Below are 22,705 nucleotides of genomic sequence, written 5' to 3'. Positions count from 1 at the left end.
TCGCGGCGCCATAAGTGCCGCGTGCCCCTTCACGACCTTAGACAGGTAAATTGAAAATGAAAGCTTTACTGGTATTGGTACTTGGCAGTGTTTGCAGCGCGGCAATGGCCGACGATGTTGCAACGAACGCCGAGCAGATTCCGGTTGAACAGTACAGTTACTCGCAACACCTGGACATCGCCAAGGTGCTGTCCATGAGCGAAGTCCCGAATGTCTGCGAAGTGGTGCCGGCACGCATGACCTACGAAGACTCCAAGGGCCAGAAGCACATTCTCGAATACCGCGTGATGGGCAACGGTTGCTCCAACGGCTAACGCCACGGCCCGCTCCCTTCGTCCGCTCTCGACATCTCCGTGGGAGCGGGCTTGCCCGCGAAAACAACACCGCCGATTAAATATTCTTTACCTGAACCTTCATCAATCCACCGACTTGCCCAACGCATACTCCCGCAACTTGTTGGCAATCGTGGTATGGGAAACACCCAGCCTTTTCCCCAGTGCCCGACTACTTGGAAACTCCGCCATCAAACTTTCCAATACCGCTTTTTCAAAGCGACCGACGATCTGCGCAAGTTCCCCTTCCAGCGAAAATTCACCCAAGGGTTGTCGCGCACCATAATCCGGCAAACGAATATGTTCGCCCTTGACCACACCGCCCTCGCATAACGACACGGCCTGGAACAATACGTTTTCCAGTTGCCGGACATTGCCCGGCCAGTGATATTGACTCAACTTGTCCATCGCCGCCGGCGCCAGGCGAGGCAATGCACAACCGATCTGCCGACTGGCCTGGTCGAGGAAGTGCTGCGCCAGCCCCTCCAGCCCATCCATGCACTCACGCAGTGGCGGAATGTGCAACGACAGCACGTTGAGCCGGTGATAGAGGTCCTGGCGGAACTCGCCCCGCGCGCACAGCTCCGACAGGTCGACCTGGGTGGCGCAGATCACCCGCACATCGAGATAGACCTCCTCGTCGCTGCCGACCCGGCGAAAGCAGCCGTCCTGCAGAAAGCGCAGCAGCTTGACCTGCAGGCGCGGGCTCATCTCCCCTACCCCATCCAGAAACAGCGTGCCGCCCGCGGTCAACTCCAGCAGCCCGAGCTTGCCCTCGGCCCGCGCGCCCTCGAACGCACCCGGGCCGTAGCCGAACAGCTCGGTCTCGGCCATTGACTCCGGCAACCCCGCGCAGTTGAGCGCCATCAGCGGTGCCTGGCCACGCGGGCTGGCCAGGTGACAGGCACGGGCCAGCAATTCCTTGCCAGTGCCGGTTTCGCCCTCGATCAGCAACGGCGCATCCAGCGGCGCCATGCGCCGCGCCTCGCGCACGACCGAGGCCATCACCCGTGAACTCTGGAAGATGCTGTCGAAACCACGCAGCTCCTGCTTGCGAACGTTGTAGATACGCTCGCCGATGCGATCGGCGCGATGCAGGGTCAGCACCGCGCCGGCCAGGGCTTCGCTGTCGTCATGTTCGGACTGCAAGGGCGCGATATCGGCCAGGAACACATCACCCTTGACCTTGATGCGCAACCCGTTGATCCGCGACTGGTTGGCCCGCACCAGTTCCGGAAGGTCGAAATCCTCGACATAGCGCGCCAGCGGCAACCCCGGCACCTCGTCGACCCGTACCCCGAGCAACTGCGCCGCGGCACGGTTGGCTGCAACGATGCTGCCTCCCATGTCGACCGACAACACCGGAAACTCCAGCGCCCCTAGCAACGCATTGAGTTCCATGTGCCGCCGCTCGCTGGGCATCAAGCCGACGCGCTTGACCCCGAATACCCCGGCGATGGCTTCGAATTTTGGACGCAAGGCCTGGAACTGCAGGTTGATCAGGTTCGGGCAATGCAAATAGATGGCGTTGCCGTGATCGCCGCCGACCTCGCCACGCAACACGTTGATACCGTACTCCACCAACAGGTTGAGGATGTCGCGCAGGATGCCGATGCGGTTCTGGCAGTGGACTTTGATACGCATGAAAGGCCCCGAGGCAACCGACTTTATTCATCGGCGCGCAGAAAATTCGTAAAGATAAGCTGACAAAAATACCTTAACTGCCAGCCTGATACCCTTGATTTTTCGGGGCAACCCTCTATTTGTAAAATTATCGTTACAGGAACACCCCATTCCTTCCTTGTCACCCCGCAGATCGACCCGTGCAAAACCGCCTGCGTAAGGCTATTCCTAGGGCAAGTCCCACATAACAAGAAAGCCCTCACCAGGAGAGCTCCATGAAACAGACGCAATACGTGGCCCGCGAGCCCGATGCGCAGGGTTTTATCGACTACCCGCAGCAAGAGCATGCGGTGTGGAACACCCTGATCACCCGCCAGTTGAAAGTGATCGAGGGCCGCGCATGCCAGGAGTACCTGGACGGCATCGACCAGCTCAAGCTGCCCCATGACCGCATTCCGCAACTGGGCGAAGTCAACAAGGTGCTGGGCGCCACCACAGGCTGGCAGGTCGCTCGCGTGCCGGCGCTGATCCCCTTCCAGACCTTCTTCGAACTGCTGGCCAGCAAGCGCTTCCCGGTCGCCACTTTCATCCGCACCCCGGAAGAACTGGACTACCTGCAGGAACCGGACATCTTCCACGAGATCTTCGGCCACTGCCCGCTGCTGACCAACCCTTGGTTCGCCGAATTCACCCATACCTATGGCAAGCTCGGCCTGGCGGCGACCAAGGAACAACGGGTGTACCTGGCGCGCCTGTACTGGATGACCATCGAGTTCGGCCTCATGGAAACCGCCCAGGGCCGCAAGATCTATGGCGGCGGCATCCTCTCCTCGCCCAAGGAGACGGTCTACAGCCTGTCCAGCGAACCCGAACACCAAACCTTCGATCCGATCGAAGCCATGCGTACGCCCTACCGTATCGATATCCTGCAGCCGGTGTACTTCGTCCTGCCGAACATGAAGCGCCTGTTCGATCTGGCCCACGAGGACATCATGGGCATGGTCCAGCACGCCATGCAGTTGGGCCTGCACGCGCCGAAATTCCCACCCAAGGCGGCCTGAGCCGTCTTGCCGACAACAACTCGAAAGCGGAAAACCTCCATGAATGCCTTGAACCAAGCCCACTGCGAAGCCTGCCGTGCTGACGCGCCGAAGGTCAGCGACCAAGAGCTGGCCGAACTGATTCGCGAGATCCCGGACTGGAGCGTGGAAGTGCGCGACGGCCACATGGAACTGGAGCGCGTGTTCCTGTTCAAGAACTTCAAGCACGCCCTGGCCTTCACCAACGCCGTCGGCGAAATCGCCGAAGCCGAAGGGCATCACCCCGGCCTGCTCACCGAGTGGGGCAAGGTCACCGTGACCTGGTGGAGCCACTCGATCAAAGGGCTGCACCGCAACGACTTCATCATGTGTGCACGCACCGACAAGGTCGCTGAGACGGCTGAAGGGCGTAAATAACGCCAGCTGGATCGCGTCGTTCTCTTCGCGGCGGCTCCACGCTCCAACAAGCCCGCGCCTACAGGAATAGTGACCTGCCTGCAGGTGCGAGTTTATCGGGGCGCTGGACCGCCGCGAATGCATTCACAGCAAAACCGAGGCGCACACCGTCCGCTATTCGCCCGCAAAACCGACAAGCGAGAGGGAAAAATCTCAAACTGTCATCCAGACTGCTGTATCCTGCCCCAGCTTTTAAAAAGCTTCCAACGCGCCAAGCGCTGCCCTTTCACTCACACTTGCGAGGAACGACGAGATGCATGAAATCCCGAATCTTCCCTTCCCAAGCCTGAACCCCGAAGAGCAAACCGTCACCGCCCACGCCGCCGAGCCGGCACCTGCTTCGCAGGACAGTGACGATCAATCCAGCGCCGATCAGGAATAACCGCGCATCCCCACCGACCGTGTGAAAACGGCTGACCTGCGGGTTATCCCCGTCATCACGTTTTCACACAGTCCAGAACCTTGAAGGCCCCCATGCCCGACTCACCGCGTCCTCTTGCGGTTACCCTGCAAGTCGTCTCCATCGTTCTCTTCACCTTCATCGGCTACCTGAACATCGGCATCCCCCTCGCCGTGCTGCCCGGCTATGTGCACAACGACCTGGGTTTCAGTGCCGTACTCGCGGGCCTGGTGATCAGCGTCCAGTACCTGGCAACCCTGCTCAGCCGCCCGACCGCCAGCCGTATCATCGACAACCTCGGCAGCAAGAAGGCGGTGATGTGGGGCCTGTTCGGCTGCGGCCTGAGCGGGGTGTTCATGCTGGCCTGCAGCTTCCTCACCCACTTGCCCTGGCTGAGCCTCAGTTGTCTGCTCATCGGGCGCCTGGTGCTGGGCAGCGCGGAGAGCCTCGTGGGCTCGGGCTCGATCGGCTGGGGCATCGGCCGCGTCGGCGCCGAACACACCGCCAAGGTCATCTCCTGGAACGGCATCGCCAGTTATGGCGCGCTGGCCGTCGGCGCGCCGCTAGGGGTGCTGATGGTCAAGGGCCTGGGGCTGTGGAGCATGGGCGTGAGCGTCATCCTGCTGGGTATTCTGGGCCTGGCACTGGCCTGGCCCAAGCAGGCAGCACCAGTGGTGGCGGGCAAGCGCCTGCCCTTCCTGCAGGTGCTGGGCAAGGTATTCCCGCATGGTTCGGGGCTGGCGCTGGGGTCGATCGGTTTCGGCACCATCGCGACCTTCATCACCCTCTACTACGCCAGCCGCAACTGGCCGAACGCTGCACTGACCCTGAGCCTGTTCGGCGCCAGCTTCATCTGTGCACGCCTGCTGTTCGGCAATCTGATCAACCGCATCGGCGGCTTTCGCGTGGCCATCGCCTGCCTGTCGGTGGAAACCCTGGGGCTGCTGATGCTATGGCTGGCACCCAACGCCGAGCTGGCCCTGGTCGGCGCCGCGCTGAGCGGATTCGGCTTCTCGCTGGTCTTCCCGGCACTGGGAGTGGAAGCCGTGAACCAGGTTTCGGCAGCCAACCGCGGGGCTGCGGTCGGGGCGTATTCGCTGTTCATCGATCTGTCGCTGGGGATCACCGGGCCGCTGGTCGGTGCGGTGGCCTCAGGCTTCGGCTTCAGGTCGATCTTTCTGTTCGCCGCAGGTGCGGCGGTTTGCGGGCTGGTGCTGAGCCTGTATCTGTACCGCCAGGCACGGCTGGGGCGAGAGCTGCACAGTTGAAGGCTGCGCTGGCCTCTTCGCGGGCATCCCCGCGAAGAGGCCGTAAGATCAGTGCACCAGGTACTGCAACACCACCTCCAGCGGATGGCGAAGCTGTTTCTCGGCCATGCGCTTGACCTGGCTACGGCACGAATAACCCGTCGCCAACGCCTCGCCTTCCTTGTCCAGCTTGGTCGCCCACGACTGCTCGAAGATGGTCTTCGAAGCCTGCTGATTACGCGCCTCGTGCCCGTAGGTGCCCGACATCCCGCAGCAACCGGTGGCCTCGGTGGCAAGCTTGAGCCCCATCCGCGCAAACACCTGCTCCCACTGCCGGGTGCTGGCCGGAACGTTGGTCTTCTCCGTGCAATGCGCCATCAGGCGGAAGCTGCCGCCCTTCCCTGCTGCCTGTTCGGGCAACGCATCCATCAGCCACTCCTGCGGCAACAGCACTGCCGGACAACCCTCCAGGCCGTCGACCTTCTGGTATTCCTGGCGATAGACCAGGGTCATCGCCGGATCCAGCCCCACCAACTGCACACCGCAATCAGCCAGGGCCTTGAGCTGCCGGCCATTGCGAATCGCCGCCTTGGCGAAGGCACCGAGGAAGCCCTGCACATGCAGCGGCTTGCCGTTGGCGCTGTAGGGCGCCAGGAACACCTTGTAGCCCAGCCGGTGGGCCAGTTCGATGAACGAAGCCAGCAGCGGCGTCTCGAAGTACCGTGTGAAAGCGTCCTGCACCAGCACGATGCTGCGCTCGCGCTGGGCCGGGGTCAGCTCGCGCAGCGCCGGCACACTGGCCACTCCCACGCGGCAGCGGGTCAGGGTGGACTGGAAGTTGAAGCGGCTGATCAATGGGCTGTCGACCATGCCGACTTTGTCGGCCAGCAGGCGGCTGACCCACTTCGACCCCATCACCGCGTTATACAAGCCCGGCGCATGGGCCAGGTACGGAATGGTGAACTCCAGCGAGCCGATCAGATAGTCACGCAGCGGGCGCTGGTAGCGACCGTGGTAGAGCTCGAGGAAACGTGAACGGAAGTCCGGTACGTTGACCTTGATCGGGCATTGCCCCGCGCACGACTTGCACGCCAGGCAGCCGGCCATGGCGTCGTACACCTCGTGGGAAAAGTCCTCCTGGCCCTGACGCTGGGCCCGCAGGTTGGCCAGGCGCTTGGGCAGGCCCTTGATCCACGACGCCTTGCGCTGGGCCGAGGCGAGCACATCGATATTGGCCTCGCCCTGCAGGCGCAGCCATTCACGGATCAGCGAGGCGCGCCCCTTGGGTGAATGGCGACGCTCGCGGGTGGCCTTCCACGACGGGCACATGGCGTCGTTGGGGTCATAGTTGTAGCAGGCGCCGTTGCCGTTGCAGTGCACGGCGCTGCCGAAGCTCTGCCACACGCGCTCGTCGATGTTACGGTCCAGGTCGCCACGCAGGGTGACACCATCGACCGGCGTCAGGCCCTCGGCGCTGTCGGGTGGCGTGCAGATCTTGCCCGGGTTGAGCTGGTTGTAAGGGTCGAATGCGCCTTTGAGCCGCTGCAGGGCCGGGTACAGTTCACCGAAGTATTCCGGCACGTATTCCGAGCGCAGCCCCTTGCCATGCTCGCCCCAGAGCAAGCCGCCATAGCGCTTGGTCAGCGCCGCCACCGCATCGGAGATCGGCTTGACCAACGCGGCCTGGGCCGGATCTTTCATGTCCAGCGCCGGACGCACGTGCAGCACGCCAGCATCGACGTGACCGAACATGCCATAGGCCAGGCCATGGCCATCGAGCAGCGCACGTAATTCGGCGATGTAGTCGGCCAACTGCTCCGGCGGTACCGCGGTATCTTCCACGAACGGCTGCGGCCGCACCTCGCCCTCGACGTTGCCGAGCAGCCCCACCGAACGCTTGCGCATGGTGTAGACGCGCGTCACTGCCTCGGCGCCCTCGGCGAGGGTGTGGCCCAACCGCTCGACGCTGGTATCGCTGCGCAGGTGTTCGACGAAGGCCTCGACGCGGGCATTGACCTCGTCCGGCTCGTCGCCGCAGAACTCGACCAGGTTGATACCCAAGGTCGGGCGCTCGGCGTCGGCAGGGAAGTATTCGGCGACGCTGTGCCAGACGATATCTTTCATCGCCAGCATCAGTACCTTGGAATCGACGGTCTCGATCGACAGCGGCTTGTGCGCCATCAGCGCATTGGCGTCGCGCAGGGCGTCCATGAAACTGGTGTAGCGCACGTTGACCAGCACCGCGTATTTCGGGATCGGCAGCACGTTGAGCTTGGCCTCGACCACATAGCCCAGCGAGCCTTCGGCGCCGCACAGCACGCTATTGAGGTTGAACAGGCCCTGCTCGTCGCGCAGATGCGCCAGGTCGTAACCGGTCAGGCAACGGTTGAGCTTGGGGAAGGTGGCCTCGATCAGCTCGCCTTGGGTCTGCTGGATCTCACGCGCCATGCGATAGACCTCGCCGACCCGGCCAGGTGCGGCGCAGGCCTGCTCCAGCGCAGCGTCGTCGATCGGCAGGCTGTGCAGTCGCTCGCCCCCGAGCAGCACGCTGTGCAGCTCGAGCACGTGGTCACGGGTCTTGCCGTAGGTGCAACTGCCCTGGCCACTGGCATCGGTGTTGATCATGCCGCCGACCGTGGCGCGGTTGGAGGTCGACAGCTCAGGGGCGAAGAACAGCCCGTGCGGTTTGAGCGCAGCGTTGAGCTGATCCTTCACCACACCAGCCTGCACCCGCACCCAACGCTCCTGGGTGTTGATTTCGAGGATGGTGTTCATGTGCCGCGACAGGTCGACGACGATGCCGTCGGTCAGCGACTGGCCGTTGGTCCCCGTACCGCCGCCGCGCGGGGTCAGCTTGATCTGCCGAAAACGCGGCTCGGCCATCAGCGTGGCGACGCGCGCCACGTCGTCGGCATCGAGCGGAAAGACGGCCGCCTGGGGCAGGCGCTGATAGATCGAGTTGTCGGTGGCCAGCACCGTACGGGTGCCGTAGTCGGCGCTGATCTGGCCGCGGAAGCCGCTGGCACTCAGGGCTTCGAGGAATTCGGGGTAGCCGGCGGCAGGCGCACGGACGGGCAACTGGGCGATCATCGAAGGATGGCCTCTTGTATGGGCAGGTTCACGGTCTGGCATCACCGGCAGGCGACGCTCTGTTGCTCATCCGGCATGAATAACTGCGGGCCGGATGACGGATAGGCCAATGTTCCTGTACTTTCCAGCCGAGGGCAAACGGATAATCCTGCCGCTATCGATGAGTTTCATGAATGAATTACCGCCACCTGACCCCATCGATGTCCTTGCTGCTGGCCTTCGAGGCCGCTGCCCGGCATGAAAGCTACACCCGCGCGGCCGTCGAGCTGTCGCTGACCCAGAGCGCAGTCAGCCGCCAGGTCCAGGCTCTGGAGCAGCAACTGGGCCTGACCTTGTTCCGCCGCGAAGGGCGCCAGGTGCAATTGACCGATGTCGGGCGCCTGTACCAGCGTGAATTGAGCGAAGCCCTTGGGCGTATTCGCAGTGCCACGCTGCAGGCACTCGCCTACCAGTCCGGGGTCGGCACCCTGCGCCTGGCGACACTGCCCACCTTCGGTTCGAAATGGCTGCTGCCGCGCCTGAACGCGTTCTACAGCGCGCATCCCGGGATGCTGGTGCACATTCATTCACGCATCGAGGCGATCAACTTCGACACCAGCGAAATCGATGCCGCCATCGGTGTGGCCAGCCACGACTTGCCGGGCCTGATCTGCCACCGGCTGCATGCCGAGGAACTGGTGGTGATCCTGCCGCCGCAGGCGGTGGGTGCTGCCGACACATGGACGCCAGCGCGCATCAGCGAAGAGTTGCTGCTCAATGTCGCCAACAATCCGCATGCCTGGGGCGAATGGTTTTCCCATCATGAACTGGCGCATCGCGCCATGCGCCTGGGGCCGAGCTTCGAGCTGACATCGCATCTGATCCAGGCGGTACGCGCCGGGATCGGCATCGGCCTGGTACCAAGGATTCTGGTGGCCGAAGAACTGGCCAAGGGCGAGCTGTTCAGCCCGGGCGAGGCGTTTGCAAGCCAGCGCAGCTACTACCTGATCTATCCGCCGCGCAACGAGGCGCTGCCGTCGCTCAGGGCGTTTCGCGGATGGTTGTTGGAGCAGATTTAGCGGTTGCCTGGTTGGGCGCTTTCGCGGGCAAGCCCGACCCCACAGGGCCCGATCAGACAACAAAAAACCCGGCGCCAGCCCCTGGCACCGGGTTTCCCGAATCAAGCTACCGGCTTACTTGGCCACGCTACCCGCCGCAGTGCCCGCCTGCGCCATGCGCTTGCTCTTGATCACATAGAACACATACATCACCACCAGCCACACCGGAATCGCATAGACCGAAATCTGGATCCCTGGAATCTGCAGCATGATGCCCAGGATCAGCACCACGAAGGCCAGGCACAGGTAGTTGCCGTACGGGTACCACAGCGCCTTGAACAGCGGTTTCTGGCCGGTACGGTCAAGGTGCTGGCGGAACTTCAGGTGCGAGTAGCTGATCATCGCCCAGTTGATCACCAGCGCCGCGACCACCAGCGACATCAGCAACTCCAGGGCATGCTGCGGCATGAAGTAGTTGAGCAGTACGGCAATCAGGGTGAACGCTGCCGACGCCAGGATCGCCCGCACCGGCACGCCACGACGGTCGATCTTCGCCAGGCCCGCCGGCGCATCGCCCTGCTCGGCCATGCCGTAGAGCATGCGCGCATTGCAGTAGGTGCCGCTGTTGTACACCGACAGTGCCGCGGTCAGTACCACGAAGTTCAGCAGATGCGCCGCCACGTCACTGCCCAGCAGCGAGAACACCTGGACGAACGGGCTGCTGCCGTAGCTGCCGCCGGAAGCATCGATGCTGGCCACCAGGCTGTCCCACGGGGTCAGCGACAGCAGCACCACCAGGGCACCGATATAGAAGATCAGGATGCGGTAGATGACCTGGTTGATCGCCTTCGGAATCACGGTCTTGGGCTTGTCGGCTTCGGCGGCAGTGAAGCCGAGCATTTCCAGGCCACCGAAGGAGAACATGATGATCGCCAGCGCCATCACCAACCCGCTCACGCCATTGGGGAAGAAGCCACCATGGCTCCACAGGTTGGTCACCGAGGCGTCCGGTCCGCCGCTGCCGCTGGTGAGCAGATATGCGCCCAAGGCGATCATGCCGACGATGGCGGCCACCTTGATGATCGCGAACCAGAACTCGGCCTCGCCGAACACCTTGACGTTCATCAGGTTGATCGCGTTGATCAGCAGGAAGAAGCCCGCTGCAGTGACCCAGGTCGGGATCTCCGGCCACCAGTAGTGGACGTACTTGCCGACTGCGGAGAGCTCCGACATACCCACCAGGATGTACAGCACCCAGCAGTTCCAGCCCGACAGGAAGCCCGCGAAGCCGCCCCAGTACTTGTGAGCGAAATGGCTGAAGGAGCCGGCCACAGGCTCTTCGACGATCATCTCGCCGAGCTGGCGCATGATCATGAAGGCGATGAAGCCACAGATGGCGTAGCCAAGGATCATCGAGGGGCCGGCGGATTTCATCACCCCGGCCGAACCGAGGAACAGGCCGGTACCAATGGCGCCGCCCAGGGCGATCAGCTGGATATGGCGGTTCTTCAAGCCACGCTTGAGTTCGCCTGACGACTGCGAATTGTGTCCACTCATGAACGAAGTCACCTGCTTGTTTTTATCTGTGACGGAATCGGACCCGCCGCGCTCGTGGCACAGCGGAATGAGGCAAGGTGATTACCTTGGGTTCCCGGACCCTGGCGTCGCGCCTGGCACGGAGCCTGAGGCGGATCAGCCGGGAGTCGGCGAGAATGCGTGGTACGCGAGGGGGTCACAGGTAAAACGCGGCGCATTGTATACCCCTGCGAGCGCGCAGGCGTCAACGCGTTGCGTCGTTTCCTCGGGAAAAAACGCAGCGGTCCTGTGGCAAGGGCCATCAATGGCGTAGTGATCGGCGTACATGGCGCCTCCATTTGTTGTTGTGTAGGCCCGACTGCAGTGGTGGGCTGATGCACGTGGCAATGCCCGTCATATCAGCGCGAGGCGGGGCTTTGGGCAAGAGCACGAATGACCGGCGCAAGGCCCTACAGCGCGGCATGCGGCAAGATCTGTTTACACCAACTTGCAAAGCAGGAAACCGAACGGCAATTCCGGCAGACTTCGTATAAATTTCGTTACAAGGTGGTTCAAAAACTTTCCAGCGTGACGAAAAATGCTTCGTACTCAGGGGCTTGAGGACGCTCAGTTTTCGACCAGGCACAAAAAAGCCAGCCCGAAGGCTGGCCTTTTCACCGCAGGATGCGATCACCCACGCGGCTTGCCACGACCACGGCCAACCGGCTTGTCGCCTTCGGCACGTGCAGGACGCTTGCGCATCTCGCTAGGGCGTTCGGCAACGGTGCTGCCACGGCCACCCTTGCGCGGCGCTTCTTCACGAGCCGGACGCGCCGGACGCTCACTGGCCGCGCGCGGTTGACGCTCGCCGGCATCCTTGGCTGGGCGCAAGTCACGTACGCGCTCGCCACGCCCCATGGGGCGCGTGGACTTGCGCTGCAAGCGCTCGAGCTTGTCCTTGGCCTTGAGGTTGAGGGTCGGCAGCGCCACCGGCTGCAGCCCGACTTCGGCGGCCAGGATGTCGATCTCGCCCTGGCTCATTTCACGCCAACGGCCCATCGGCAGGTCGGAGTTGAGGAACACCGGGCCGAAGCGCACACGCTTCAGGCGGCTGACCACCATGCCCTGGGACTCCCACAGGCGACGCACCTCACGGTTGCGGCCTTCCATCACCACGCAGTGGTACCAGTGGTTGAAGCCTTCACCGCCCGGCGCCTTCTGGATATCGGTGAACTTGGCCGGGCCATCCTCGAGCATCACGCCCGCCTTGAGGCGTTCGATCATCTCGTCGTCGACCTCGCCACGGACACGCACCGCGTACTCGCGGTCCATCTCGTAGGAAGGGTGCATCAGGCGGTTGGCCAGTTCACCGTCGGTGGTGAACAGCAGCAAGCCAGTGGTGTTGATGTCGAGACGACCGATATTGATCCAGCGGCCTTCTTTCGGGCGCGGCAGGCGGTCGAACACGGTCGGACGGCCTTCAGGGTCGTCACGGGTGCAGATCTCGCCGTCGGGCTTGTTGTACATGATGACGCGGCGGGTCGCCTCGGCGGCTTCCTCGCGCTTGATCAGCTTGCCGTCGACAGCGATGGCATCGTGCAGGTCGACGCGCTGGCCGAGGGTAGCCTCGACGCCATTGACCTTGATGCGGCCTTGGCTGATCCAGGCTTCGACGTCACGGCGTGAACCCACACCGATGCGTGCCAGCACTTTCTGCAGCTTTTCGCCGGACGGCGGGGTGATCTGGGTTTCTTGCAGGTCTTTGTCACTCATCTGGGCACCTCCCGGTGTACGGTGTAGTGAAAGCGGTTTGGCGGCGGATGCGCCAAGGGGGCGCGTATTGTACGTGGTTCATTGGGCTGGCGCATCGGGATGAGAAAGTTTTTCTGCCCGGCGGTTAGCCCGTGAAAAGGGCCAGCGCAGATCAGGACTTGTCCTCGTCCTCGACCACACCCGCTTCCTCGCGCAAATCCTCGAAGTCGGTCTTGAGCCCCTCTTCCATGGCATCCAGCTCCACCAGCAGGCTGCGGAAGCTGGTCTCCTCCTTCGGTTCACCCTCGTCTTCCGGCCCATCCTCGCCCAGGCTGGCATCGGCCAACGCCTGCAGGTGCGCGGGCACCGGCGCATCGTCCAGGTCGTCGAGCACAGGTTCTGGCTCCATCTCGCGCAACTCGGCCAGGGGCGGCAACTCATCGAGGCTCTTGAGGTTGAAATGATCGAGAAACGCCTTGGTGGTGGCGAACATGGCCGGGCGGCCAGGCACTTCGCGGTAGCCGACGATGCGGATCCACTCGCGTTCCATCAGGGTCTTGATGATGTTGCTGTTGACTGCCACCCCACGCACATCTTCGATCTCGCCACGGGTGATCGGCTGACGGTAGGCAATCAAGGCCATCGTCTCGAGCAGCGCGCGAGAATAGCGCTGCGGGCGCTCCTCCCACAGGCGACCGACCCAGGGTGCGAAGTCCTCACGAATCTGCAAACGGTAGCCGCTGGCCACTTCCTTGAGCTCGAAGGCGCGACCATTGCAGGACTTGCCAAGCACCTCCAGGGCCTTCTTGAACACGGCCGGCGCCGGTCGCTCTGCCTCCTCGAACAATTCGAAGAGACGCTCCAGGGACTGTGGCTTGCCTGAGGCCAGCAAAAAGGCCTCGATCAACGACGCAAGGTCGCGGGGTTCGTTCAGGTTCATCGGCGCTCTTTACTGTCACTCGGCCCGGGCACGGACATGGATCGGGGTGAAAGGCTCATTCTGCACCAGTTCGATCAGCGATTCCTTCACCAGCTCGAGAATCGCCATGAAGGTGACCACCACACCAAGCTTGCCCTCCTCGACGCTGAACAGCTCGATGAAGGGTACGAAGCCTCCGCCCTTCAGACGCTCGAGCACCTCGCTCATGCGCTCGCGGGTCGACAAGGTCTCACGGGTGATCTGGTGGCTTTCGAACAAGTCGTTGCGGCGCACGACTTCGGCCATCGACAGCAGGATTTCTTCCAGCGCGACGTCGGGTAGCAACTTGCGCACCTTGGCCTGCGGCGCCTCCAGTTGTGGCACCAGCACCTCGCGCCCGATCCGCGGCAACTCGTCGATACCCTCGGCGGCCGCCTTGAAGCGTTCGTACTCCTGCAGACGGCGGATCAGTTCAGCGCGCGGATCGCCCTCTTCTTCCTCGATTTCACTGGAGCGCGGCAGCAGCATGCGCGACTTGATCTCGGCCAGCATGGCAGCCATCACCAGGTATTCGGCAGCCAGCTCCAGGCGCACCGACTTCATCAGCTCGACGTAGCCCATGTACTGCCGGGTGATCTCGGCCACGGGGATGTCGAGAATATCGATGTTCTGCTTGCGGATCAGGTACAGCAGCAGGTCCAGCGGGCCCTCGAAGGCTTCGAGGAAGACTTCCAGGGCATCCGGGGGAATGTACAGATCAACCGGCATTTCGGTGAGGGCTTCACCGTAGACCAGCGCCAACTGCAGTTGCTGCGGCGCCTCGGTTTCGACCGTCGGCGCCTCGGGGGCCTGCACCTGGTTCACGCGTTGACCAGGAAGGGCGTGGGGTCGCCGCAGCCTTCGCGGATCAGCTGTGGCTCGTCACCGGACAGGTCGATGATGGTGGACGCCTTCAGATCGCCGAAGCCGCCGTCGATGACCAGATCGACGTGGTGCTCCAGGCGTTCGCGGATTTCGTAGGGATCGGTCATCGGCTCATCGTCGCCGGGCAGGATCAGGCTGACGCTCATCAACGGCTCGCCCAGTTCCGCGAGCAGCGCCAGGGTGATGCCATGGTCCGGCACGCGCAGGCCGATGGTACGGCGTTTTTCATGCAGCAACAGGCGCGGCACCTCGCGGGTCCCGTTGAGAATGAAGGTGTAAGGGCCGGGTATATGGGCCTTGAGCAGGCGGAAGGTGCCGGTATCGACCTTGGCATACAACCCCAGCTGCGACATGTCGCAGCACATCAAGGTGAAATTGTGCGTTTTATTCAGGCCGCGCAGGCGCCGGACCCGCTCGATCGCCGCCTTGTCGCCGATCTGACAACCCAGGGCGTATGCCGAGTCGGTCGGATAGACCACTACCCCGCCCTTGCGGATAATCTCCACGGCCTGCTTGATCAGGCGCGCTTGCGGGTTCTCCGCATGAATCTGGAAGAATTGACTCACGTAATCGTCCTGTTCATACCGCCATAGGCTGTTCATGGCTGAATCGGCGCCACAGAGGTGGCAGGTCCTCGGGCAATGGCCGGTAGGCACCGATCTCGCCCCAGGTGCCGGGGCCGTGGAAGTCACTGCCAGCGCTTGCCAGCAGGCCGAACTCACGGGTGAGGATGGACATCGTGCCCACTTGCTCGGGCGGCATCATGCCATTGACCACTTCAAGTGCCTGCCCTCCCGCTTGAATATAGTCGGCGATCAGGCGTCTGCGCTTGCTACGAGTCAGTTCGTAATGCATGGGATGGGCCAGGCTCACCCAAGCATTGGACTGACGAAGGGTCGCGACAGTTTCCTCGAGTGTCGGCCAATGCAGCTTGACGTCACCCAGCTTGCCGGCGCCCAGCCATTTGCGGAACGCCTCACCGCGGTCCTTGACGTGCCCCGCACGCACCAGGAATTCGGCAAAGTGCGGGCGCGCCGGCGCGTTGCCGCTGTCGCCCAGTTCCTGCTGCACGGCGCGCGCGCCCTCGAGCGCATCGGGCATGCCCTTGCCCGCCAGACGCTTGGCGATATCCTCGGCGCGCAGCCAGCGACCACGGTGCAATTGCTCGATGGCCTCCAACAGTGGCGGGGCATCGAGGGGGAAGTTGTAACCCAGCACATGGATGGTCGCACCGCCCCAGGTGCATGACAGCTCAACTCCGCTGACCCATTGCATGCCCAGGTCAAGACACGCCTGGCGCGCCTCGGGGAGCCCTTCGAGGGTATCGTGATCGGTCAGCGCCAGCGTGCGCACCCCGTGCTCGTGGGCGCGGGCGACCAGTGCCGTGGGCGACAGGGCGCCGTCGGAGGCCGTGCTGTGACAGTGCAGATCAACATTCATGGAGGAGCGCTTTCGCCGGAATCGATGTTTGTTATTATGCCGTCACATCCCGCTTCTGGCTGCCATTGTGAAACAATTCATCGATTTCATCCCGCTGCTGCTGTTCTTCATCGTCTACAAGCTGGACCCACGCCCGGTCGAATTCGCCGGCCAGAACTTTGAGTTCGGCGGCACCTACAGTGCCACGGCGATGCTCATCATCAGCTCCGTGGTGGTCTACGGCGCGCTGTTCCTGCGCCATCGCAAGCTCGAAAAGGGTCAGTTGCTGACGCTGGTGGCCTGCCTTGTGTTCGGCGGCCTCACCCTGGCCTTCCACAGCGAAACCTTCCTCAAGTGGAAAGCGCCGGTGGTCAACTGGCTGTTCGCGCTGGCCTTCGCCGGCAGCCACTTCATCGGCGATCGGGTATTGATCAAACGCATCATGGGCCATGCCCTGACACTCCCGGAAACAATCTGGACCCGCCTGAACCTGGCCTGGATCCTGTTCTTCCTGGTCTGCGGCGCAGCCAACCTTTTCGTCGCCTTCACGTTCCAGGAGTTCTGGGTCGACTTCAAGGTCTTCGGCAGCCTGGGCATGACCGTGATCTTCCTGGTGGCCCAGGGCGTGTACCTGTCGCGCCACCTGCACGACACCGACCCTTCCACCCCTAAGCCCAAGGATTGACATGCTCTACGCCATCATCGCCAGCGACGTCGAAAACTCCCTGGAAAAACGCCTGGCTGCACGCCCTGCGCACATCGAGCGCCTGCAGCAGCTCAAGGCCGAAGGCCGTGTAGTCCTGGCCGGGCCGCATCCGGCCATCGACAGCAACGATCCCGGCGCGGCCGGCTTCAGCGGTAGCCTGATCGTCGCGGAATTCGACTCCCTTGCCGCCGCACAGGCCTGGGCCGACGCCGACCCGTACATCGCGGCAGGCGTGTACGAGAAGGTGGTGGTCAAACCGTTCAAGCAAGTGCTGCCCTGAGCCTGATCGAGCCTGTTCGCGGGCAAGCCTTCACGACGACTTGCACGCGCACAGGCCCAGGCAATCCCCGGATTCATCTATTGCGACCCACTGCCGACAACCTTCTGAATCGAACAAGAATCAGGAGTTCCGATGCGCCAAGGTCCGATGTCCCTGCTGCTTTTCTGCCTGTTGCTGCTCTCTCCCCTCGCCCTCGCCGAACAGCCTCTGTCGTTGGAAGCCGGTGCGCGCATCACCGAGCTGCAGCAACGTCTGGAGGAAAGCGAGAAACAGCGCGCTGCACTGAGCAAACAGCTGCAAAATGCCGACAGCGCCCGGCAAAGCACCCAACTCGAACGCCTGCGCCAGGACAACCAGCGCCTGCAGGCTACGGTGGAAAAACTGCAGACCACCAGCCCCCTACGCCTGCTTACCGACCAGCAGCAGTGGTTCCTGATCGGATCGGTCGTTGCACTGTTGTCGGCAGTCTGCGGTATCTTAGCCAGCGGCGGACACAGAAGACGCCGACAATGGTTGAATTGAGTGAGTCATGAGCGAGCTGTTACTGATTGATGATGACCAGGAGTTGTGCGAGCTGCTCGGTAGCTGGCTGACTCAGGAGGGCTTTGCGGTCCGCGCCTGCCACGACGGCGAGAGCGCGCGCCAGGCCCTGGCCGCCCACGCCCCGGCGGCGGTGGTGCTGGATGTGATGCTGCCCGATGGCAGCGGCCTGGAGCTGCTCAAGCAACTGCGCAGCGACCACGCCGAACTGCCGGTATTGATGCTGTCGGCCCGTGGCGAACCCCTGGACCGTATCCTGGGCCTGGAGCTGGGTGCCGACGATTACCTGGCCAAACCCTGCGACCCGCGTGAGCTGACGGCTCGCTTGCGTGCCGTGCTGCGCCGCAGTCATCCGGCGGCGCCCAGCACCCAGATCGAGATCGGCGACCTGGCCTTCAGCCCCGTGCGCGGGGTAGTCAGCATCGATCAGCGCGAGATGAGCCTGACACTCTCCGAGAGCCGCATCCTCGAAGCCCTGCTGCGCCAACCCGGCGAGCCATTGGACAAGCAGGAACTGGCGCAGATCGGCCTGGGCCGCAAACTGACGCTCTATGACCGCAGCCTGGACATGCACGTCAGCAACCTGCGCAAGAAGATCGGCCCCCACGCCGATGGCCGTCCACGCATCGTTGCCCTGCGCAGCCGCGGCTACTACTACAGCCTGTAAACGCCGCGGGGCGGCCATGCCCCGCAGCGACACCATTACTTGCGCAACGGATCGTCCCAGAACGGACGCTCCACCTCCTGCAGGGTATCTGCCCGACTCAACCCCAGATCGTGCAGCGCATCGTCGCTGAGGCTGGCCAATTGCCGACGCTGGCGGTACAGCTGCTGCCAGCGCAACAGTCGCTCAAGCGCCTGTGCAAGCAGTTGGCCCAAGGAGAAGGAAGTGTGGGTAAAACCGACATGACCTTTCATCGTGAAGCCCTCCGTGTGAGTGGCTTCAGTCTCGCGCCGAGCTTAGGATCAATCCAACGAATGTTTCTTATGTCTTGCATCTGGAGGATTGATGCAATGTCCACCTACCAGAGCCTCGACGCCGACGTCTTGCGCACCTTCGTTGCCATCGCCGAACAAGGTGGTTTCACCCGTGCCGGGGAGGTCGTCAACCGAACCCAGTCGGCCGTGAGCATGCAGATGAAACGCCTGGAGGAAGACATCCTCCAGCGCCAGTTGTTCGAGCGCGACGGACGCCAGGTGCGCCTGACCGCCGAGGGCCAGGTGCTGCTCGGTTATGCCCGGCGCATCCTCAAGCTGCACGGCGAGGTGTTTAACACCTTGCGCATGCCACACATGGTCGGCGTAGTGCGCATCGGTACACCGGACGACTACGCCATGCGCTTTCTGCCGGCGATACTCACCAGCTTTGCCAGCAGCTATCCACTGATCCAGGTAGAGGTGCATTGCGAGCCATCGAAGCAATTGATGCTGCGCCAGGACCTTGACCTGACGATCATCACCCGCGAGCCAGGTGCCGAGGTGGGCCAACTGCTGCGCCAGGAACGCCTGGTATGGGCCGCTGCCAAGGGCTTCTGCCCCCACGAACAGCGCCCGATACCCCTGGCGATGTTCAACACCGACTGTTTCTGCCGCTCCTGGGCCTGCAACGCCCTCGAACATCAGGGGATCGATTACCGCATCGCCTACACAAGTCCGAGCCTGGCTGCGATCTTTGCCATCGTCGGCGCGGGTTTGGCGGTTACGGCCCAGTTGCAGAGCCTGATCGGCGACTCGCTGTGCATTCTCGGCGAAGACCAGGGCCTGCCGCAGTTGCCGATGGCCAATGTGATGCTGCTGCGCAACGCGCAAAGCCATTCGCCGATCACCGACTGCATGGCCGACTATGTGATCGACGGTTTCAGGTAAAGGTTGTCAGAGCTCCAGGCCCAGCATCACCGCACAGACGATCAGGAACACGCAGAACAGCGTACGCAGCACTTTCTCGGGCAGCGCATGGGCCAGCTTCACGCCCCAACTGATGCTGAGCAATCCGCCTACCGCCAGCGGAATACCGACATGCCAGTCAACGCTGCCATGAACGCCATAGGTGAGCAGCGTCACCATGGTGCTCGGCGCCGCAAGCGCCAGCGACAGGCCCTGAGCCACCACCTGGGTGGTGCCGAACACGCTGGTCAGGATCGGCGTGGCCACTACCGCGCCACCAACGCCGAACAACCCGCCCATGCTACCGGCGAAACAGCCCAGCACACCCAGCCACGGCCAGGGATAACGCAGCTGGCTGCTCGGCGGGCTGGCTTTCATGAACATGCGTGCCACGTTCCACACCGCCAGCGCCACCAGGAACGCGACGAAGCCCAGGCGCATGGAGTGTGCATCGAGCCCTACCGCCCAGATCGAGCCCAGCCAGGCAAAGATGAAGCTGCACAGCGAAAGCGGCACGGCATGGCGCAGCTCGATGCGGTTGCGCTGATGATAGCGCCACAGCGCCAGCAGCACGTTGGGCACCACCATCACCAACGCCGTACCCTGGGCCAGCTGCTGGTCGAGACCGAACAGCACTCCCAGTGCAGGAATCGCAATCAACCCACCGCCGATCCCGAACAGGCCGCCCATGGTGCCCAGCGCCGCGCCCAAAACGATGTACATCAACCACTCGATCATCAGTGCCTCATTCGACTGCATTCTCAATCCAGGCATGCTACCCAGTGGAGGCTGGCAGGGAAACGCACAGCAGCGCACAATGGCTTTGCGTTTTACGCACAAGCATGGGAAGGGTCATGAGTCCAGATATCCTCACCGAACAACTGAGTCTGTTTCTCGATGTACTCGAAACCGGCAGCTTCTCGGCGGCCGCGCGCCGTCACCCCTTGACGCCTTCGGCAGTCGCCCGACGCATCGACAACCTGGAAAACGCCGTGGGCAGCCGCCTGTTCGTGCGCAGCACCCATGCCGTGCGCCCGACTCCGGCAGGCAATGCCTTCGCCGAGCGCGCCCGGCGCATCATCGAGGAACTGCGCCTGGCACGGGCCGAAGCGGTATCCCTGAGCAATGCCCCGGAAGGCCTGATCCGCATGGATGCCCCTGCAGCCTTCGGCCGCCGCCACCTGGCGCCAGCGATCGCGGACTTCCTGGTGGCTTACCCCGGGCTCGATGTGCAACTGCGCCTGATCGACAGTTTCGTCGACATGCACGGCAGCCACCTGGGCGAGGTCGACCTGGTGCTGCGCGCAGGCACTCTGGCCGACACACGTCTGGTCGCCACTCCGCTGGCCTACATGGTGCGCATCGCCTGCGCCAGCCCCGCGTACCTGGCCGCCAGAGGCGTGCCCACCTGTCCCAGCGAACTGCCGCAGCACGACGGCCTGGACTGGGATGGCCTGGCACCACCGTTCGCCTGGCGCTTCGCCGTCGACGGCCAGGTGCGCCTGTACCGCCCGGCACGCCTGCGCATGACCGCCAACAATGCCGAAACCCTGCTGTTCGGCGCCCTCGCCGGCCTCGGCATCGCCCATCTGCCCACCTGGCTGGTCAGCGAATACCTGCTGCGCGGTGAACTGCTGCCGCTGTTCTGCGAAAACGGCCTGCCCGAACCGGAAACGACCGGTATCTATGCACTACGACTCGAACATGAAACGAACTCTCGCAGCCGCTTGCTGCTCGAATTCCTCAAGAGCCGCTTCAGTCCTGTCCCTCCCTGGGACCTGGCGCTACGCAGTGGACTGCGTGGTTGATGAGCGCGCTAACGATCAGCGTGCTAGATTCTTAACCGAACTCATTCAAGGACCTGCATGAACGCCGACACCAAAGCCCCCTGCGACGAGCTGCTGCTGGACAATCAGGTGTGCTTCGCCCTGCACTCCACCTCGTTGCTGATGACCAAGGTCTACAAACCCTTGTTGCAGGCCCTGGGCCTCACCTACCCGCAATACCTGGCCATGCTCGTGCTGTGGGAGCAGGACGGCCTGACCGTAGGCGAAATCAGCCAGCGCCTGTTGACCGACCCCGGTTCGCTCACCCCGCTGCTCAAGCGCCTGGAAAGCGAAGGCCTGCTCAAGCGCACCCGCAGCCGCGAGGATGAGCGCGTGGTGCTGGTGCAACTGACCGACAAGGGCCGTGATTTGCGCGACGAGGCCAGCAAGGTGCCGCACTGCATCCTGGAAGCCTCCGGGCGCACGGTGGAACGCTTGCAGAAGCTGCAGGCCGAACTGCTCGACCTGCGCAACAGCCTGCAAAAAAGCCTCTGAGGGCTATGCTGTGAAAGCCTGTCGGACGAATGGTCGAAAATTTATCTTGCGCACTAAATGATTGCGCGCTAATTTAAACCCATACCCACCCAGCGCCAAGGCGCACAGCACACAAGCGAGGCTCAAGATGCAAAAGGTCACTCCCCTGTACATCGCAGAAGCAACCTCCACTGGTGGTCGCGACGGCAAATCCCGCTCCAGCGACGGCAAGCTCGAAGTCAAGCTGAGCACCCCTAAAGAACTGGGCGGCGCTGGCGGTGAAGGCACCAACCCCGAGCAGATGTTCGCTGCCGGCTACTCGGCCTGCTTCATCGGCGCACTGAAGTTCGTCGCCGGTCAGGAGAAGAAAGCCCTGCCTGCCGACGCCTCGATCACCGCCAAGGTCGGTATCGGCCAGATCCCCGGTGGTTTCGGCCTGGACATCGACCTGCACATCAACCTGCCGGGCCTGGCCCAGGCAGATGCCGAAGGCCTGGTGGAGAAGGCGCACAAAGTCTGCCCGTACTCCAACGCCACCCGCGGCAACGTCGATGTGCGCCTGCACGTGACGGTCTGAGTAAACGCCAGACACAAAAAAACCCGGCCAAGGCCGGGTTTTTTGTGGGCGCCAGAAGGATTACTTCTTGGTACGGCCCTTGAAGCTGTTGTCGCGGGTATCGATATCGATCCACTCGTCGATTTCGATGAAATCGGCGACCTGGATTTCAGTACCGTTGGCCAGCTTGGCAGGTTTCATGACCTTGCCGGAAGTGTCGCCACGAGCAGCGTTCTCGGTGTAGACGACTTTGCGGCTGATGGTGGTCGGCAGTTCTACCGATACCAGACGGCCTTCGAAGAAGACGGCTTCGCAGACATCTTCCATGCCTTCTTCGATGTACGGCAGAACGGCGTCGATGTCTTCTGCGTTCAGCTCGTACATGGTGTAGTCGGTGGTGTCCATGAAGGTGTATTCATCACCGTTGATGAACGACAGGGTCGCTTCTTTGCGATCCAGGATCACGTCGTCCAGCTTGTCATCGGCGAAGTAGACGGTTTCGGTCTTGTAGCCGGTCAGCAGGTTCTTCAGCTTGGTCTTCATGATCGCGCTGTTACGGCCCGACTTGGTGAATTCCGCTTTCTGGACCAGCCACGGGTCGTTGTCGATCCGCAGTACGGTACCGGGTTTCAGCTCTTTACCAGTTTTCATTACGAAGTATCCGAATCTGGATGGATTTATAAAA

25 protein-coding genes are annotated in these 22,705 nt (G+C 62.7%); 14 read left to right on the top strand and 11 right to left on the bottom strand.

Features of this window, described 5'->3' with window-relative positions; all coding sequences use genetic code 11:
• Window positions 1–56 precede the first annotated feature (56 nt).
• Window positions 57–314: a DUF2790 domain-containing protein gene (locus IAE40_RS20765; protein WP_054891937.1), complete on the top strand. Its 258-nt coding sequence runs from the start codon at window positions 57–59 to the stop codon at window positions 312–314.
• 102 nt (window positions 315–416) lie between these two features.
• On the opposite strand, the gene IAE40_RS20760 is transcribed toward IAE40_RS20765, so the two are convergent.
• A complete protein-coding gene (locus tag IAE40_RS20760; protein ID WP_151925555.1) occupies window positions 417–1,976 on the bottom strand; it encodes a sigma-54-dependent transcriptional regulator in 1,560 nt (519 codons plus the stop codon).
• Between the two features lie 254 nt (window positions 1,977–2,230).
• On the opposite strand from IAE40_RS20760, the gene phhA reads away from it, so the two are divergent.
• From phhA to IAE40_RS20745, 4 genes are all read left to right on the top strand, one after another.
• Window positions 2,231–3,016: a phenylalanine 4-monooxygenase gene (phhA, locus tag IAE40_RS20755; RefSeq protein WP_054891939.1), complete on the top strand. Its 786-nt coding sequence runs from the start codon at window positions 2,231–2,233 to the stop codon at window positions 3,014–3,016.
• A gap of 39 nt (window positions 3,017–3,055) precedes the next feature.
• Window positions 3,056–3,412, top strand: coding sequence for a 4a-hydroxytetrahydrobiopterin dehydratase (locus IAE40_RS20750; protein ID WP_054891940.1), 357 nt, complete (start codon window positions 3,056–3,058; stop codon window positions 3,410–3,412).
• A 292-nt stretch (window positions 3,413–3,704) separates the two neighbouring features.
• Window positions 3,705–3,833: a hypothetical protein gene (locus tag IAE40_RS25840; RefSeq protein WP_256216352.1), complete on the top strand. Its 129-nt coding sequence runs from the start codon at window positions 3,705–3,707 to the stop codon at window positions 3,831–3,833.
• A 92-nt stretch (window positions 3,834–3,925) separates the two neighbouring features.
• On the top strand, window positions 3,926–5,119 hold the full coding sequence (locus IAE40_RS20745; RefSeq protein ID WP_197892939.1) for an MFS transporter: 1,194 nt from the start codon (window positions 3,926–3,928) through the stop codon (window positions 5,117–5,119).
• A gap of 48 nt (window positions 5,120–5,167) precedes the next feature.
• On the opposite strand, the gene ydiJ is transcribed toward IAE40_RS20745, so the two are convergent.
• Window positions 5,168–8,188, bottom strand: a complete 3,021-nt coding sequence (ydiJ, locus tag IAE40_RS20740) for a D-2-hydroxyglutarate dehydrogenase YdiJ (protein WP_200603782.1) — start codon at window positions 8,186–8,188, stop codon at window positions 5,168–5,170.
• A gap of 173 nt (window positions 8,189–8,361) precedes the next feature.
• On the opposite strand from ydiJ, the gene IAE40_RS20735 reads away from it, so the two are divergent.
• The gene (locus tag IAE40_RS20735; protein ID WP_197892935.1) at window positions 8,362–9,246 is read left to right on the top strand and encodes a LysR substrate-binding domain-containing protein; all 885 of its coding nucleotides are present in this window, start codon (window positions 8,362–8,364) and stop codon (window positions 9,244–9,246) included.
• A gap of 114 nt (window positions 9,247–9,360) precedes the next feature.
• Here IAE40_RS20735 and IAE40_RS20730 read toward each other — a convergent pair whose 3' ends face one another.
• From IAE40_RS20730 to IAE40_RS20705, 6 genes are all read right to left on the bottom strand, one after another.
• Window positions 9,361–10,782: an amino acid permease gene (locus tag IAE40_RS20730; RefSeq protein ID WP_054891944.1), complete on the bottom strand. Its 1,422-nt coding sequence runs from the start codon at window positions 10,780–10,782 to the stop codon at window positions 9,361–9,363.
• Between the two features lie 648 nt (window positions 10,783–11,430).
• Entirely contained in the window at window positions 11,431–12,513 is a 1,083-nt protein-coding gene (gene rluB, locus IAE40_RS20725) for a 23S rRNA pseudouridine(2605) synthase RluB (protein WP_065862088.1), read from the bottom strand.
• A gap of 151 nt (window positions 12,514–12,664) precedes the next feature.
• On the bottom strand, window positions 12,665–13,432 hold the full coding sequence (scpB, locus tag IAE40_RS20720) for an SMC-Scp complex subunit ScpB (RefSeq protein WP_153774616.1): 768 nt from the start codon (window positions 13,430–13,432) through the stop codon (window positions 12,665–12,667).
• Between the two features lie 15 nt (window positions 13,433–13,447).
• Window positions 13,448–14,146, bottom strand: a complete 699-nt coding sequence (locus IAE40_RS20715) for a segregation and condensation protein A (RefSeq protein ID WP_200603786.1) — start codon at window positions 14,144–14,146, stop codon at window positions 13,448–13,450.
• A 125-nt stretch (window positions 14,147–14,271) separates the two neighbouring features.
• Complete coding sequence (locus IAE40_RS20710; RefSeq protein ID WP_081255296.1) at window positions 14,272–14,901, bottom strand: L-threonylcarbamoyladenylate synthase; 630 nt, start codon at window positions 14,899–14,901, stop codon at window positions 14,272–14,274.
• A gap of 13 nt (window positions 14,902–14,914) precedes the next feature.
• Window positions 14,915–15,775 (bottom strand): PHP domain-containing protein, encoded by an 861-nt coding sequence (locus IAE40_RS20705; protein ID WP_153774618.1) that lies wholly within the window; start codon window positions 15,773–15,775, stop codon window positions 14,915–14,917.
• Window positions 15,776–15,842: 67 nt separating this feature from the next.
• On the opposite strand from IAE40_RS20705, the gene IAE40_RS20700 reads away from it, so the two are divergent.
• The 4 genes from IAE40_RS20700 to IAE40_RS20685 all read left to right on the top strand — a co-directional run bounded on the left by IAE40_RS20700 (window position 15,843) and on the right by IAE40_RS20685 (window position 17,947).
• A complete protein-coding gene (locus tag IAE40_RS20700) occupies window positions 15,843–16,439 on the top strand; it encodes a septation protein A (RefSeq protein WP_200603781.1) in 597 nt (198 codons plus the stop codon).
• A 1-nt stretch (window position 16,440) separates the two neighbouring features.
• Window positions 16,441–16,740, top strand: a complete 300-nt coding sequence (locus IAE40_RS20695) for a YciI family protein (RefSeq protein WP_050706755.1) — start codon at window positions 16,441–16,443, stop codon at window positions 16,738–16,740.
• Between the two features lie 132 nt (window positions 16,741–16,872).
• Window positions 16,873–17,262 (top strand): translation initiation factor 2, encoded by a 390-nt coding sequence (locus tag IAE40_RS20690; protein WP_153774619.1) that lies wholly within the window; start codon window positions 16,873–16,875, stop codon window positions 17,260–17,262.
• A 7-nt stretch (window positions 17,263–17,269) separates the two neighbouring features.
• Window positions 17,270–17,947 carry a response regulator transcription factor gene (locus IAE40_RS20685; protein ID WP_054891952.1) on the top strand — a complete coding sequence of 226 codons (678 nt, stop codon included), beginning with the start codon at window positions 17,270–17,272 and terminating at the stop codon, window positions 17,945–17,947.
• A 35-nt stretch (window positions 17,948–17,982) separates the two neighbouring features.
• On the opposite strand, the gene IAE40_RS20680 is transcribed toward IAE40_RS20685, so the two are convergent.
• Window positions 17,983–18,198 (bottom strand): DUF1127 domain-containing protein, encoded by a 216-nt coding sequence (locus IAE40_RS20680; RefSeq protein WP_054891953.1) that lies wholly within the window; start codon window positions 18,196–18,198, stop codon window positions 17,983–17,985.
• Window positions 18,199–18,294: 96 nt separating this feature from the next.
• On the opposite strand from IAE40_RS20680, the gene IAE40_RS20675 reads away from it, so the two are divergent.
• On the top strand, window positions 18,295–19,146 hold the full coding sequence (locus tag IAE40_RS20675; protein ID WP_153774620.1) for a LysR substrate-binding domain-containing protein: 852 nt from the start codon (window positions 18,295–18,297) through the stop codon (window positions 19,144–19,146).
• A gap of 6 nt (window positions 19,147–19,152) precedes the next feature.
• Here the strand turns inward: IAE40_RS20675 and IAE40_RS20670 are convergent, their stop codons facing one another.
• Complete coding sequence (locus tag IAE40_RS20670; protein ID WP_063546849.1) at window positions 19,153–19,902, bottom strand: sulfite exporter TauE/SafE family protein; 750 nt, start codon at window positions 19,900–19,902, stop codon at window positions 19,153–19,155.
• Window positions 19,903–20,018: 116 nt separating this feature from the next.
• Between IAE40_RS20670 and IAE40_RS20665 the strand changes: the two genes are divergently transcribed.
• The 3 genes from IAE40_RS20665 (at window position 20,019) to IAE40_RS20655 (ending at window position 22,041) form a co-directional block, all read left to right on the top strand.
• Complete coding sequence (locus IAE40_RS20665) at window positions 20,019–20,972, top strand: LysR family transcriptional regulator (protein WP_054891955.1); 954 nt, start codon at window positions 20,019–20,021, stop codon at window positions 20,970–20,972.
• Window positions 20,973–21,029: 57 nt separating this feature from the next.
• Complete coding sequence (locus IAE40_RS20660; protein WP_125931696.1) at window positions 21,030–21,485, top strand: MarR family winged helix-turn-helix transcriptional regulator; 456 nt, start codon at window positions 21,030–21,032, stop codon at window positions 21,483–21,485.
• A 127-nt stretch (window positions 21,486–21,612) separates the two neighbouring features.
• A complete protein-coding gene (locus IAE40_RS20655) occupies window positions 21,613–22,041 on the top strand; it encodes an organic hydroperoxide resistance protein (protein ID WP_011532840.1) in 429 nt (142 codons plus the stop codon).
• 60 nt (window positions 22,042–22,101) lie between these two features.
• On the opposite strand, the gene efp is transcribed toward IAE40_RS20655, so the two are convergent.
• Entirely contained in the window at window positions 22,102–22,671 is a 570-nt protein-coding gene (gene efp / locus IAE40_RS20650) for an elongation factor P (RefSeq protein ID WP_054891957.1), read from the bottom strand.
• Window positions 22,672–22,705: the final 34 nt, after the last annotated feature.

The organism is Pseudomonas sp. S44, from assembly GCF_016624805.1.
In the GTDB taxonomy this organism is placed as follows: domain Bacteria; phylum Pseudomonadota; class Gammaproteobacteria; order Pseudomonadales; family Pseudomonadaceae; genus Aquipseudomonas; species Aquipseudomonas machongensis.
The sequence above is the reverse complement of the archived record's forward strand: the minus strand, read 5'-3'. Positions and strand labels throughout refer to the sequence as shown.